We start from the raw sequence: 14,095 nt of genomic DNA, 5'->3' as shown, positions 1-14,095 counted from the left end.
GCCAAGGCACTCGGCCGCCGCCCCCGCCTGTGTTTCCATGCGGTGTCGGCGCACCGACGGTGCGTCAACACCACACCCGCAGACAGGAGAAGGCATGCCGCAAGGACCCGGACGTCCCACCCGCACCGCCCGAGTCGCCGCCGTTCTCCTCGCCGCCCTCCTGTCGCTCACCGCGCCCCCGGCCACGGCGGCCGAGGACGCCACCCCGTCCGGCTCCGGCGCCGCCCCCGCCGTGCCGCTCCGCGTGGCGACGTACAACATCCACGCGGGAGCGGGGGAGGACCAGGTCTTCGACCTCGACCGCACCGCCGCCGCCCTGCGTGACCTGCGCGCCGACGTCATCGGGCTGCAGGAGGTCGACGTCCACTGGGGCGAGCGCAGCGACTTCACCGACGAGGCCCGCGCGCTCGCCGAGAAGCTCCGCATGCGGGTGTTCTTCGCGCCGATCTACGACCTCGACCCGGCCGCCGAGGGCGGCGAGCGCCGGCAGTACGGCGTGGCCGTGCTCAGCCGCCACCCCGTGCTGCACGCCGAGAACCACGAGATCACCCGTCTGTCCACCCAGACCCCGGACCCGGTGCCGGCCCCGGCGCCCGGCTTCGCCGAAATCGTGATCAGCGTGAAGGGCGTCCGTACGCACGTCTACTCCACGCACCTGGACTACCGCGCCGACCCGTCGATCCGCGCCGCCCAGGTCGACGACATGCTCGGCATCCTCGCGGACGGCCGGGGACCGGACGTCCTGGTCGGCGACTTCAACGCCGAGCCGTCCGCACCCGAGTTGGCGCCCCTGTGGCACACCCTGCGCGACGCCGCACCGGACGCCGGCCTCACCTATCCGGCGATCGCACCGCAGAAACGCATCGACCTGATCACCGTGTCGGACGGGATCACCGTGACCGGCGCCCGTACGCACGCCACCGACGCGTCGGACCACCGGCCGGTCGTCGCCGACCTGCGGCTGCCCCGCGAGGACCGCTGAACCGGCGTCCTCACCCCGGCGGGGCTCCCGCGGCGCCGCCCTGGAGACGTTCCAGGTCCGACGGACGGACCTGGATCGCCACCACCGCGACCAGGGCGGCGAGCCCGGCGAAAACGGCCGCCGTGATGAACGCGGCCGACACCCCGGAGGTGAGGACCTCGGCTCCCCACACCCCCGGCAGTTCGCCCGTGCGCCGGAACTCCAGCCGTTCGGCGGGGGACGCCTGTTCCAGGAAGCGCGGGACCTGTTTCTCCGCCTCGTTCCTGCTCGCCGTGCCGTACATGGTCACCAGGATCGACAACCCCAGCGAGCCGCCCACCTGCTGCGTGGCGTTGAGCAGACCCGATGCGGCACCGGTCTCCTGCACGGGTACGTCGGACAGCGCCATGAGGGTCAGCGACACGAACTCCATGCCCATGCCGAAGCTGAACACCAGCATCGGACCGAGCACGCTGCCCGCGTAGGTGGAGTGCACATCGGTCAGCGTCAGCCATGCCAGACCCGCCGCGGCGAAGAGACCGCCCGCCACCATGAAGGGTTTCGGCCCGTACACCGGCAGGAACCTGGAGGCCAGTCCGGCGCCGACCGCGATGACCGCGCTCACCGGCAGGAAGGCGAGGCCCGCCTGGAGGGGGCTGAACCCCAGCACGTTCTGCACGAACAGGGTCAGGAAGAAGAACATGCCGAACAGGGCCGCGGCCAGGAACAGCATGATCCCGTACGTGCCCGCTCTGTTGCGGTCCGCGAACATGTGCAGCGGTGTGATCGGCTGCGGCGACCGCCGCTCCAGCAGGACGAACATCACCAGCACGACCACCGCCGCCGCGAACGACGCCAGCGTCAGCGGATCCCGCCAGCCGTCCTGCGCGGCCCGGATGAAGCCGTACACCAGCAGCACCATGCCGGCCGTGGAGGTCAGCGCGCCGGTCACGTCGAAGCGGCCCGGATGACGCTCGGACTCCTTGATGTAGCGCGGTGTGGCGAGGGCGATGAGCAGGCCGATGGGCACGTTGACGAACAGCACCCACCGCCAGTTCAGCCACTCCACGAGGATGCCGCCGGCCAGCAGCCCGATCGCGCCGCCACCCGCCGACACCGCCGCGAACACCCCGAACGCGCGGTTGCGTTCCGGCCCTTCGCGGAAGGTCGTACTGATCAGCGCCAGCGACGTCGGGGAGGCGATCGCGCCGCCCACGCCCTGCAGCGCACGCGCCGCCAGCAGCTGACCCGCGTTCTGCGCGAGCCCGCCGAGCAGGGACGCCAGCACGAACAGCAGCACACCGAAGATGAACACCCTGCGCCTGCCGAGGATGTCACCGGCCCGGCCGCCCAGCAGCAACAGGCCGCCGAACGTGAGGGTGTAGGCGTTGACCACCCAGGACAGACTGGCGGTCGAGAAGTCGAGGGAGCGCTGGATGTGCGGCAGCGCGATGTTCACGATGGTGATGTCCAGCACCACCATCAGCTGGCACGAGGCGATGACGAACAGGGCCATCGCGTTGCCGCCGCCGCGGCCGCCCCGTGCCGCCTCCTGCGCGGAGGCCGGTCGCGGACTGCTGGTCATGTCGGGTCGCCCTTCCGGGAGTCCACCGTTCGACCGTACGCGCGCCCCTGACCGTCCACCACTCGAGTGACGACGGCCCCCGAAGGTAGCGCCTGCACCACCTGAAGCCGGTCACTGGCTGCATGGGCGGCGGCCCGCCGCCGCCCTAGCGTCGGAACGTCCCGAGGAACCGCACCGGAAGGCCCCCGACCATGTCCCTGATACCGGACGGCATCGCCGTCGCCCTCGAGCGCGTCCGCAGGACGTACGGCGGCGACCAGCCCGTCGTGGCGCTCGACGACGTGAGCGCCGTGTTCCCGCGCGGGACGGCGACCGCCGTGATGGGGCCCTCCGGATCCGGGAAGAGCACCCTGCTGCAGTGCGCGGCCGGACTCGACCGGCCGGACTCCGGGCGGGTGCGGATCGGCGCCACCGACCTGTCGTCCCTGTCCGAGAAGAAGCTCACCGAACTGCGGCGCGGCCGCGTCGGCTTCGTCTTCCAGGCGTTCAACCTGGTCGGCGCGCTGAACGTGGAGCAGAACATCCTGCTGCCGTCCCGGCTCGCGGGCCTGCGCTCCGACCCCGCCTGGGTCGACGAGATCGTCCGGCGCGTCGGTCTCGGCGACCGGCTGCGGCACCGGCCCGCCCAGCTCTCCGGCGGCCAGCAGCAGCGCGTCGCGATCGCCCGCGCGCTGGTCACCCGACCCGAGGTGATCTTCTGCGACGAACCCACCGGCGCCCTCGACACCCGCTCCGCGGCGGCCGTCCTGGACCTGCTCCGGTCGGCCGTCGACGCGTACGGGCAGACCGTCGTCATGGTCACCCACGACCCGGTGGCCGCGTCCTGCGCCGACCGCGTCCTGATCCTCGCCGACGGCCGGATCGTCCGCGACATGGAACGCTCCGGCGCCGAGCGGATCGCCGAACAGCTCGCCCTGCCGGGTCACCGCCGGCCCGTCGCCACCCGGGAGGGCTGACGCGTGCTCCGGCTGGCAGCGCAGACGCTGCGCCACCGCACGGGCGGCTTCCTCGCCACGTTCGTCGCACTCGCCGCGGGCGTCGCCGTCCTCATGACCTGCGCCCTCCTCGTCGAGTCCGGTTGGCGGCACCAGGGCGACCCGCACCGCTACGGCGCGGCCGTCGCCGTGGTCGCCGACCGCGACCTCACCGTCGACGGGCCGACGGTGCTGGGCGAGACCGAGCACACCACCGTCCTCCTGCCCGAGCGGGGCAGCGTCCCCGGGAAGGTGGCCGGTGACCTGGCCGACGTGCCCGGCGTCGACAGCGCCGTGGGGGACCGGCGGCTCGTCGTCACCACGACGGCGGCCCCCGGGCTGCCCACGACGGGCCACGGCTGGTCGAGCACCGCCCTCGCCCCGTACCGGCTGGTGTCCGGACGGCCGCCGCGCTCCGACGGGGAGATCGCCGTCGACGCCCGCCTCGCCGGGCCCACGCGCCTCGGACCCGGCGCCACCACCGAGGTGGTGACCGGAGGGGTGAGCCGTACGTACGAGGTGAGCGGCGTGGTCGGCACGGACGGCACGGCGAGCGGGCGGGCGGCGCTGTTCTTCACCGACGCGCACGCCGCCGCCCTCGACCCGCACCCCGGCCGCTACGACGCCGTCGGCGTGCTCAACGCGCCGGACGCCGACCGGGACGCCGTCCTCGCCGAGGTACGCCGGATCGCGGACGCCGCCGGCGCCACCGCCTACACGGGCCACGACCGCGGGATCGCCGCCGAACCCGAGAGCGCCGCCGCCCGCTCCCTCGCTCTCGGCGCCGGGGCAGCCTTCGCCGGGTACGCGGCGGCCATCGTCGGCTTCGTCGTCGCCGGCACCGTCGGGCTGTCCGTACGGCACCGGCGCCGCGACCTCGCCCTGCTGCGGGCCGTCGCCGCCACCCCCGGCCAGGTGCGGTCGATGCTCCTCGCCGAGGTCGGGCTGCTCGGCCTGCTCGCCGGCGCCGTGGGCGTCCCCGCCGGGCTGCTCGCCACCCGCCAGGTCCGCGACGCGCTCGTCTCACGCGGTTTCCTCCCCGACGACTTCACCGTCCGGGGCGGCGTCCTGTCCGCCGCGGCCGTCGTCGTGACCGTCGCCGTCGTCGCCCTTTTCTCCGCCTGGATCGCCGCGCTGCGGGTCACCCGCATCCGCCCCACCGAGGCGCTCGGTGAGGCGGCCGTGGAACCCGCCACCGGCGGCAGGGCGCGCCTGGTCTGCGGACTGGCCTGCGTGGCCGGAGCGTTCTCCCTGACCGTGCTCACCGGCGCCACCGACGGGCAGACCGCGCTGGGCGCCGCCATGGGGATGCTCTACCTGTTCGTCCTGGGCGTCGCCCTGCTCGCGCCCTGGATCAACCAGGGCGCGGCCCGGCTGCTCGGGCCCGTGCTGCGCACCGTCTGGGGCGACAGCGGCTACCTCGCCGCCGCCAACCTGCGCGCCAACGCCCGCGGGGCGGTCGCCGTGCTCACCGCGCTCGTCCTGTCCGTGGGGCTCGGCGGCACGGTGTGGTTCCTCCAGGACAACTTGGAGCGGCAGACGGTGGCGCAGAGCCGCGAGGGCGTCCTCGCCCAGTACGCGCTGACCTCCGGCGCCGGACTGCCCGACTCCGCCGCGGCCGAGGCGCGCCGCGTCCCCGGGGTGGCCGCCGCGACCGGCGTGCGCCGCACCTCCGTCGTCGTGCCCGACCGGCTCGAACCGCAGACCGTCCCCGCGCAGGGCATCGACCCCCTGGGCGCGGACCGCACCCTGGACCTGCGGGTCCGCTCCGGAAGCCTCGACGCCCTCCGCGAGGGCACCGTCGCCGTCTCCACGGCCCGCGCGGACGCCGCCGGCTGGCGGCTGGGGGACAAGGCCCGACTGTGGCTCGGCGACGGCACACCCGTCACCCTGCGTGTCGTCGCCCTGTACGAGCGCGGCTGGGGCTTCGGCGACGTCACCCTGCACCGGCGCACCCTCGACGGCCACACCGTCACCGGCCTCGACGACCGGGTGCTCATCCGGACCACCCCGGACTCCGGTGCGGAGGGCGCCCTGGCCGAGCTGGCCCGCCGCTACCCGGGCGGCCAGGTGACGGACACCGCCCGCCTGACGGGCGAACTCGCCGAGGACGTGGCGGTGAGCGGCTGGCTCAACAAGATGCTCGTCACCGTCCTGGTCGGCTACGCGGTCCTGGCCGCCGCCAACACCCTCGTCATGGCCGCACTGGCCCGCACCCGGGAACTGTCCCTGCTTCGCCTGGTCGGCGTCACCCGGGGCCAGGCCAAGCGGATGGTCCACGCCGAACAGGCGGGCCTGCTGGGCGTGGCCCTCCTGATCGGGGCGGCGATCGCGGCGGTCACCCTCACGACGATCGTCCGAGCGGTGACAGGCGCGACCGTGCCCCACGTCCCGGCTACGGGCTGGACAGCCCTCCTGGGCGGAACGACGGCACTGGCCCTGCTGGCCACGGTGGTCCCGGTGACCCACATCCTGCGCACGGCACCGGTCGAGGGGATGGGTGTGCGGGAGTGAGGAGAGCCGGGGGCGATGGAGGGGCTGGGGGTCCCGGCGCGTGCGTCGGCCCTGGCGCGCCTGGCGGCTGTGGCGCGCGGACAGGTTCCGGGGCGCCTGCCGGTTGCGGCGTCCCGGGCGGTTCCGGCGTGCTCGCTGCTTCTGAATCGGCCGCCCGTACCCGCGCGCCCGCGGGCGGCCCGCCATCGGGTCCCGGCGCGTGCGTCGGCCCTGGCGCGCCTGGCGGCTGTGGCGCGCGGACAGGTTCCGGGGCGCCTGCCGGTTCCGGCGTCCCGGGCGGTTCCGGCGTGCTCGCTGCTTCTGAATCGGCCGTCCGCACCCGCGCGCCCGCGGGCGGCCCGCCGTCGGGTCCCGGCGCGTGCGTCGGCCCTGGCGGGCCGCCCGGATCCGGCTCGCCCGGCGGCTCTGGCGCGCCGGCCGCTTCTTCCGCGTCCACCGGCTCCGATGCGCCGGCTGATTCCGGCGCGCCGGACGGTTCTCGTGTGCGGACTGGTCGCGGCACGCTGGTCGGTCCTGGCGCGAGCCTCGGCCCGGGCAGGCCTGGCGGGCCTGCCCGGGCCCGCACGCCCGCCGGCGTGGGTACGCGCACCCCCGCCCGCTCCCGCGCCCGCACCCGGGCCGTCGTCCCCGCCCCCGCACTCCCGTACAGCGGACGGCCGAGCAGGCTGACCGCCCCGCGTTCTATCCTCCGGGACTGGGAGGTGCGGATGGTGGTGAGCCAGGACCGGCCGGCGGGCATGCGGCCGGGGCGGCGTCAAGGCCTGGCCGTTCGTGCCCGGACCGCGTTGGACGCGTTGGAGCATCTGATCGGAGGACTGGGCACCGCCCTGCTCGCCCTGCTCGCCACGCTGTGGCTGGCCCTCACCGCGGCGGCCTGCCTCCTCGGCGTGGGCTTCGTGCTGTTGCCGTCCGCCCTGCACGCGGTGCGCGCGGTCGCCGACCGGGAGCGCGGCAGGCTCTCCCGCTGGGGTCCGGAGATCGTCGGCCCGGCGCCGCCGCCGGACGGGCTGCGGGCGATGCTCGGCGACCGCGCGGTCCGCCACGAGGTCCGCTGGATGGTCACGCACGCGCTGCTGGGCCTGTTCCTCGGGCTGGTCGGGGCGACGCTGCCGCTTAGCGCCGCCCACGACGTCACCTTTCCGCTGTACTGGAGCGCCCTGCCGGAGAGCGGGGCCACTTCCTCCGTAGGCTGGTGGACCGTACACGACTGGCCCGGGGCCATGGCGGTCAGCGGCATCGGCGTGGCTCTCGTCGGCGTCATCGTGCTGTGCGCGCCCGCCCTCGCCCGGCTCCAGGCCTGGCCCGGACGCCGTCTGCTCAGCCCCGACCCCGGCACCGACCTCGTCCTGCGGGTCGCCGAGCTGACCGCCACCCGCGCCGCCGCCCTGGACGCCCACGTCACCGAACTCCGCCGCGTGGAGCGGGCGTTGCACGACGGCACGCAGAACCGCATCGTCGCCGTCACCGTTCTGCTCGGCGCCGCCCGGCGCGCCCTCGCCCGCGACCCGGAGGAGGCCGCGGCCGTCCTGGACCGCGCCCAGGACGCCGCCGAGCAGGCGCTCACCGAACTGCGGGCGGTCGTCCGCAGCATCCTCCCGCCGGTCCTCGCCGACCGCAGCCTGCCCGACGCCCTCACCGCGCTCGCGGCCGGCTGCCCGGTGCCGTGCCGCGTCGACGCCGACATGCCCGCGCGATGCCCGGCGGCGGTCGAGGCGACGGCGTACTTCGCGGTCGCGGAGGCGCTCACCAACATCGCCCGGCACAGCGGCGCAAGCGAGGCGCGGGTCGCCGTCCGCGTGGCCGGGGGACTGCTGCACGTGGAGGTCCGCGACGACGGCCACGGCGGCGCCGACGAGCACGGCGGCACCGGCCTCACCGGCATCCGACGCCGCGTCGAGGCCCACGACGGAACACTGGAGCTGGCCAGCCCTCCCGGCGGCCCCACCACCCTGAAGGTGACCCTGCCATGCGGATCGTGATCGCCGAGGACGACGCCCTGCTGCGCGAAGGGCTGGCGCTGCTGCTGCGCGCCGAGTCCCTGGACGTGGTGGCGACGGCGGAGGACGCCGCCGCGTTCCTCGATGCCGTCGACGCGGAACGTCCGGACGTCGCCATCGTCGACGTACGGATGCCGCCCACGCACACCGACGAGGGCATCACCGCCGCCGTGGAGGCGCGGCGGCGCCTGCCCGGCCTCGCGGTGCTCGTACTGTCCGCGTACGTCGAGCAGGCCTTCGCCACCGACCTGCTGGCGCAGGGCAGTGCCCGGCTCGGCTATCTGCTGAAGGAGCGGGTGGGGCGGGTCGAGGAGTTCCTGGAGGCGCTGCACCGGGTGGCGGACGGCGGCACCGCCATCGACCCGGAGGTCGTCGCCCAGTTGCTCACCCGCAGCAGGCCGGACAACCGCCTGGAGCGGCTGAGCCCCCGCGAGCGGGACGTGCTCGCGCTGATGGCGGAGGGCCTGGGCAACGCGGCCATCGCGGAACGCCTCGTCGTCAGCGACGGCGCCGTGCACAAGCACATCCGCAACATCTTCGCCAAGCTCGACCTGCCCCCCACGGACCGCACGGACCGCCGAGTGGCAGCAGTCCTCCACTTCCTCGAGGACGCCCGCCGCCAGACCCCTTAGGGGCGCGGGGAACCACCCGACCGTCGGCGGGCAGCCGGCACCTGCGAGCAGGCGTCACGGCCGATCCCCTCAGGGGCGCGGGGAACTGCGCGACCGTCGGCGGGGCGCCGGCACTTGTGAGGAGGCGTCACGGGCAACGCCCTCAGGGGCGCGGGGAACTGCGCAACCCCCGGCGGGGCGCCGGCACCTGCGAGCAGACGTCACGGCCGACCCCCTCAGGGGCGCGGGGAACTGCGCGACCGTCGGCGGGGCGCCGGCACTTGTGAGGAGGCGTCACGGCCGATCCCCTCAGGGGCGCGGGGAACTGCGCGACCAGCCACACACGACCCCCCACCCGCCCGACGGACCGTCACCCCGCCCCCAGCGACCGCTCACGAACCCGCCGAAGATGCCCCGCAAAAACATCCCGCGCCTCAGGCGTAAGCGTCCGCAACGCCACAAGAGCGGTGACGGCGACGTCACACAACTCCGCGCTCACGTCGTCCCACGTATGCGTCACCCCCTTCCGCGGATTCTGCCCCGTCGCCCCCACCACCGCCTGGGCGACCTCGCCCACCTCCTCCGACAGCTTCAGAATCCGCAGCAGAACCTCGTCCGGCCCGTCGACGACCCGGTTCGCGTCCAACCACCCGTACAGCTCCTCGACGGACCCCCAGAGGTCCACATCCTCGTGCTCGCTCATGAGCGAGGAGCCTCGCACAGCCCACTGACACCCCCCGCGCCACCCGACCCCCTGTCACTTGCCCCCTCGCTACCGGATCTATTCGCAGGGCGCCGGGCTTCAGCCTGGTGGTGAAGCGAATCTGCGGTTTGCTCTGGCCTCAGCTGTGGGCGCGGATCTGCACTGTTCACCTCGGTCCGGGTCGGAGCGGCCGGTTCTGCTGTTCGATGTAGTGGCTCACGCTGCTGAGTGGTGCGCCGCCGACGGACCCGGCGAAGTACGAGCCGGACCACAGGCGTTGTGCCCGCCAGTAGTGGCGGACGAGGTCGGGGAACTCCTGGCGCAGCCGCCGGGAAGAGACGCCCTTGAGGCTGTTGACCAGCTTGGACACGGCGACCTTTGGCGGGAAGTTCACGAGCAGGTGGACGTGGTTGTTCCCGCCGTTGAACTCGACCAGCTCGGCCTCGAAGTCCTCGCACACGGCCCGCATGATCTCCTCGCACCGCGTCAGGTGTCGGTCGGCGAAGACCTTGTGCCGGTACTTCGTCACGAAAACCAAGTGGACGTGCATGCGGAAGACACAGTGACGACCAGTACGAATGTTCTCATCGATACCCATAAACCAACTGTGTACCGTGATCCGTGTGCAGCTCAGGTACTCGTTCCGGGTGTACCCGAGCGCCGGTCAGCGCACGGCGCTGGCGAGGGCGTTCGGGTGCGCGCGGGTGGTCTACAACGACGCGCTGCGCGCTCGGGAGACCGCCCGCAGCGAGGGGCTGCCGTTCCCGAAGACCGGCGATCTGTCCAAGACGCTGATCACCGAGGCCAAGCAGACGCCCGAGCGGGCGTGGCTCGGCGAGGTGTCGGCGGTCGTGCTCCAGCAGTCCCTCAGAGACCTGGACACCGCGTACCGGAACTTCTTCGACGGCCTGAAGGGCAAGCGCCCGCGTATGGGCGCGCCCCGGTACAAATTCCGCAAGGACACCCGGCGGGCCGTCCGGTTCACGGCGAACGCCCGCTGGTCGATCACGGCCGGCGGGAAGCTGCGCCTGCCGAAGATCGGCGACCTGAAGGTGACGTGGTCCCGTCCCCTGCCCTCGACGCCGTCCACGGTGACGGTCGTTAAGGACAGCGCGGGCCGGTACTTCGCGAGCTTCGTCGTGGAGACCGGCCCGGAGGAGATCCTGCCGCAGACCACTCCCGGGGTGGGCATCGACCTCGGCCTCGGGCACTTCGCCGTCCTCTCCGACGGCACGAAGATCGACAGCCCGCGCTTCCTGCGCCGGGCCGAGAAGCGCCTGAAGAAGGCACAGCGCGCCCTCTTGCGCAAGGAGAAGGGCAGCAAGAACCGGGACAAGGCCAGGATCCGTGTCGCACGGGCACACGCCCGTGTCGCGGACGCCCGCCGCGAGTTCCATCACCAGCTCTCCACGATGCTGATCCGCGAGAGCCAAGCGGTCGCCGTGGAGGACCTGGCGGTGAAGGGACTCGCCCGCACGCGCCTGGCCAAGTCCGTCCACGACGCCGGATGGTCGGCGTTCGTGAGCATGCTGGAGTACAAGGCCGCCCGGTACGGGCGCGCATTCCACCGGATCGGCCGCTTCGAGCCCACCAGTCAGGTGTGCTCGCAGTGCGGCGTCAAGGACGGTCCCAAGCCGCTGAACGTCCGCGTGTGGACGTGTCAGGCGTGCGGGGCGGTCCTTGACCGGGACATCAACGCGGCGGTCAACGTCGCCAAGGCCGCCGGACTGGCGGTATCAGCCTGTGGAGCGCAGGTAAGACCGGGACTCCTCCCGGCACCGCGCAGCGAAGCAGGAACCCACCCGACACCGCAGCCTTCAACGGCGCGGTAGGCGGGAATCGCCGTCCTTCAGGGCGGCGAGGATGTCAATCGAACAGCGTCCCCTGCTGCCCCTCCCGAGCCTTCCGCAGCCGCCGGCTCCGCGCCCCCACCGCCATCGCCGTGACCGCCGCCGTCACCCCGAGCGCCGCCGGGACCATCCACCCCCGGTCGACGGTATGGCCGAGCAGATGGTCGAGGGAGAGCCGTCCGGGCCCCGAGACGGCCAGCCCCGCCGCCGTCAGCCCCAGCGACGCCGCGTACTCGAGGCCGCCCTCCTGGTTGAAGAAGCCGTTGGGCGCGTGCACCGCCGACGCGCCCGCCATCGCCCCGGCGGCGGCCGCACCCGCGGCCGGTGTGGCGAGGCCCAGCGCCAGCAGCAGCCCGCCGCCGGTCTCCGCGACACCGGCCGCCGTGGCGCTGACCTTGCCGGGCGCGTACCCGATGGAGTCCATGAACTGGCCGGTGCCCTCGATGCCGCCACCGCCGAACCAGCCGAACAGCTTCTGGGCGCCGTGCGCCGCGAGCACCCCGCCGGTTCCCAGCCGGAGCAGCAGCAGTCCCAGGTCACGCCGGTCGTAGCAGGTCACGTCGTCTCCCCGTGAACGGTGGTCTGGCCCGACCACCGTCGCACCGCCACCGCGGGCCCGGCCCGTCGCCGACGCCGAACGGGTGACGCGGGTGGCGGGGCCCCGCACCGGTACGACCCTGTCAGGCATGACCATTCAGATCACCCGCCTGAGCGACCCGGCCGTCCGTGCCTTCGTCACGGCCGTCAACAACCACGACCGGGAGGGCTTCATGGCCTTGCTGGCGCCCGGCGCCACCATGGCGGACGACGGCACGGAACGGGACCTCGCCGACTGGACCGACCGGGAGATCTTCTCCTCCCGCGGGCACATGGAGGTCGAGAACGAGTCCGACGGCGGCCGCCGCCTCATCGCCCGCTACAGCAACGACACCTACGGCGAGATGCGCACCACCTGGTCGTTCACCGTCGACGACGACGGCCGCATCTCCCGCTTCGAGACCGGCCAGGCCTAACGGCCCGCCGGCCGCGCCTCACCGGCGCCCCGCCCATGCCTCACCGCCGGGCCGGGTCCGCGTCGTACGCCCGCCGTGCCCCCTCGACCCGGCCCAGGTCGGCCGCACCCCACTCCGTCAGGCGCGCGAAGAGCGGGGCCAGGCTGAGGCCCAGCTCGCTGATCTCGAGGAGGTCGTCGACACGACGCTCGGCATCCTGGGCGAGCCGACCGAGGACGAACTCCGCACCGGTCTCGGCGTCGAGGACGTCCTCGGCCGTCCGCCGCGCGCCTTCGCCGACTGGGCCCGGCGGCACGCCGGCCTGTTCCGCCGACCGAACGTCCAGGACCGACCGACCGTTCCGTTACCCACGGGTATGAAACGCCCCTCCCGTGAGGATCGGGTGACGGGATGGTCACGAATCTCGCCCACGCGCTGGTTGGCGCGTTCAAGTACCCCGCTCAGCTCGGGTTTCGCGGATCGGTTGGCTCGGACTTGGGCGGACGTTGTGGAGATCGGCCGCGCCACGGCGTCCACCGCTCCCGGACGCCATTGATCTGAACGCGACACATGGTCAGTCTTCTCGTCAGCCTCCGCGTCTCGTCACGCCGGAGGTCAACCCCCCACACCACCCTGACGAGGAGACCCCTCTTCATGACGCAACGGATGCGTACCGTCGCACTGAAAGTCACCGCCGCCGCCTGCGCGGTGACCGCCGCGAGCACGGCAGCCCTGCTCGGGGCTTCGTCCGCCCAGGCCCAGCCCGCCGAGGGCACGGTCCACGGCCTCGGCGCCGCCGGCGCCGTCAAGGGCAGCTACATCGTCCTCCTCGACGAGGAGACGACGTCCGCCGACAAGAAGGAACTCGCCCAGGAGTACGGCGGCAAGCTCAGCCGGTCGTACGGCGCGGCCCTGGAGGGCTTCTCCGCCGACGGTCTCAGCGCGACCGAGGCGAAGCGCCTCGCGGCCGACCCGGCCGTCGGCGCCGTCGTCGCCAACCGCACCTACCGCACCACCGCGACCCAGGACGACCCGCCCTCCTGGGGCCTGGACCGCATCGACCAGCAGGACACCGCGGGCGACAGCAAGTACACCTACCCCGACCAGGCGGGCGAGGGCGTCACCGCGTACGTCATCGACACCGGCGTGCGGATCACGCACGAGGACTTCGAGGGCCGCGCCAGCCACGGCTTCGACGCCGTCGACAACGACGACAGCGCCGACGACGGCAACGGCCACGGCACGCACGTCGCCGCCACCATCGCGGGCGCCGACCACGGCGTGGCCAAGAAGGCCAAGGTGGTCGCCGTGAGAGTCCTCGACGACAACGGCTCCGGCACGACCGAGCAGGTCGTCGCCGGCATCGACTGGGTCACCGAGAACCACCAGGGTCCGTCCGTCGCCAACATGAGCCTCGGCGGCGCCGCCGACCCGGCGCTCGACGCGGCCGTGCGGAAGGCCATAGCCTCCGGCGTCACCTTCGCGGTCGCCGCCGGCAACGAGTCCGCCGACGCCGGCCAGGGCTCTCCCGCCCGGGTGCCGGAGGCGCTCACCGTCGCCTCCAGCACCGAGGACGACGCCCAGTCGGACTTCTCCAACTTCGGCGAGTCCGTCGACCTGTACGCGCCCGGCTCCGACATCACCTCGGCCTGGAACGACAGCGACACCGGCACCAAGACGATCTCCGGCACCTCGATGGCCTCCCCGCACGTGGCCGGCGCCGCCGCCGTCCACCTCGCCGGCCACCCCGACGCCGACCCGGCCGCCGTCGCCGCCGCGCTGACCGACGGGGCCACCGCCGACGCGATCGGCAACCCGAGCACCGGCACGCCGAACAAGCTGCTCAAGGTCACCGAGTAGCAGGCGGCACGGACACGCGCGCCCGCCGGGCGCCGGGGCCACAGGGGA

At 73.7% G+C, this 14,095-nt stretch carries 13 protein-coding genes; 8 read left to right on the top strand and 5 right to left on the bottom strand.

Going from position 1 to position 14,095, the window contains the following annotated elements:
• The first annotated feature begins 94 nt into the window (after positions 1–94).
• Positions 95–982: an endonuclease/exonuclease/phosphatase family protein gene (locus tag MTR79_RS18670; RefSeq protein WP_244791385.1), complete on the top strand. Its 888-nt coding sequence runs from the start codon at positions 95–97 to the stop codon at positions 980–982.
• 10 nt (positions 983–992) lie between these two features.
• On the opposite strand, the gene MTR79_RS18665 is transcribed toward MTR79_RS18670, so the two are convergent.
• The gene (locus MTR79_RS18665; protein WP_189365726.1) at positions 993–2,546 is read right to left on the bottom strand and encodes an MFS transporter; all 1,554 of its coding nucleotides are present in this window, start codon (positions 2,544–2,546) and stop codon (positions 993–995) included.
• Between the two features lie 191 nt (positions 2,547–2,737).
• On the opposite strand from MTR79_RS18665, the gene MTR79_RS18660 reads away from it, so the two are divergent.
• The 4 genes from MTR79_RS18660 (at position 2,738) to MTR79_RS18645 (ending at position 8,663) form a co-directional block, all read left to right on the top strand.
• Entirely contained in the window at positions 2,738–3,502 is a 765-nt protein-coding gene (locus MTR79_RS18660) for an ABC transporter ATP-binding protein (protein ID WP_244791383.1), read from the top strand.
• A 3-nt stretch (positions 3,503–3,505) separates the two neighbouring features.
• Positions 3,506–6,034, top strand: coding sequence for an ABC transporter permease (locus tag MTR79_RS18655; protein ID WP_244791381.1), 2,529 nt, complete (start codon positions 3,506–3,508; stop codon positions 6,032–6,034).
• Positions 6,035–6,741: 707 nt separating this feature from the next.
• Positions 6,742–8,013, top strand: a complete 1,272-nt coding sequence (locus MTR79_RS18650; RefSeq protein WP_244791379.1) for a sensor histidine kinase — start codon at positions 6,742–6,744, stop codon at positions 8,011–8,013.
• Positions 8,001–8,663, top strand: coding sequence for a response regulator transcription factor (locus MTR79_RS18645; RefSeq protein WP_244791377.1), 663 nt, complete (start codon positions 8,001–8,003; stop codon positions 8,661–8,663). The genes MTR79_RS18650 and MTR79_RS18645 overlap by 13 nt, the downstream gene beginning before the upstream one ends.
• Before the next feature lie 349 nt (positions 8,664–9,012).
• On the opposite strand, the gene MTR79_RS18640 is transcribed toward MTR79_RS18645, so the two are convergent.
• The gene (locus MTR79_RS18640; RefSeq protein WP_189365722.1) at positions 9,013–9,345 is read right to left on the bottom strand and encodes a MazG-like family protein; all 333 of its coding nucleotides are present in this window, start codon (positions 9,343–9,345) and stop codon (positions 9,013–9,015) included.
• 166 nt (positions 9,346–9,511) lie between these two features.
• On the bottom strand, positions 9,512–9,943 hold the full coding sequence (gene tnpA, locus MTR79_RS18635) for an IS200/IS605 family transposase (protein WP_244790889.1): 432 nt from the start codon (positions 9,941–9,943) through the stop codon (positions 9,512–9,514).
• A 25-nt stretch (positions 9,944–9,968) separates the two neighbouring features.
• On the opposite strand from tnpA, the gene MTR79_RS18630 reads away from it, so the two are divergent.
• On the top strand, positions 9,969–11,177 hold the full coding sequence (locus MTR79_RS18630) for a transposase (RefSeq protein WP_244790887.1): 1,209 nt from the start codon (positions 9,969–9,971) through the stop codon (positions 11,175–11,177).
• Between the two features lie 34 nt (positions 11,178–11,211).
• On the opposite strand, the gene MTR79_RS18625 is transcribed toward MTR79_RS18630, so the two are convergent.
• Positions 11,212–11,754, bottom strand: a complete 543-nt coding sequence (locus MTR79_RS18625) for a DoxX family membrane protein (protein ID WP_121720942.1) — start codon at positions 11,752–11,754, stop codon at positions 11,212–11,214.
• Positions 11,755–11,881: 127 nt separating this feature from the next.
• Here MTR79_RS18625 and MTR79_RS18620 point away from each other — a divergent pair, with 127 nt between their 5' ends.
• Positions 11,882–12,208, top strand: a complete 327-nt coding sequence (locus MTR79_RS18620) for a hypothetical protein (RefSeq protein ID WP_048458376.1) — start codon at positions 11,882–11,884, stop codon at positions 12,206–12,208.
• A gap of 40 nt (positions 12,209–12,248) precedes the next feature.
• Here MTR79_RS18620 and MTR79_RS18615 read toward each other — a convergent pair whose 3' ends face one another.
• Entirely contained in the window at positions 12,249–12,503 is a 255-nt protein-coding gene (locus MTR79_RS18615) for a hypothetical protein (RefSeq protein WP_244793382.1), read from the bottom strand.
• A 338-nt stretch (positions 12,504–12,841) separates the two neighbouring features.
• Between MTR79_RS18615 and MTR79_RS18610 the strand changes: the two genes are divergently transcribed.
• Positions 12,842–14,047: a S8 family peptidase gene (locus tag MTR79_RS18610; RefSeq protein ID WP_244791375.1), complete on the top strand. Its 1,206-nt coding sequence runs from the start codon at positions 12,842–12,844 to the stop codon at positions 14,045–14,047.
• Positions 14,048–14,095: the final 48 nt, after the last annotated feature.

Source organism: Streptomyces sp. BJ20 (genome assembly GCF_022869105.1).
In the GTDB taxonomy this organism is placed as follows: Bacteria; Actinomycetota; Actinomycetes; order Streptomycetales; family Streptomycetaceae; genus Streptomyces; species Streptomyces griseoincarnatus.
This window is presented reverse-complemented; position numbering and strand designations above follow the sequence as displayed.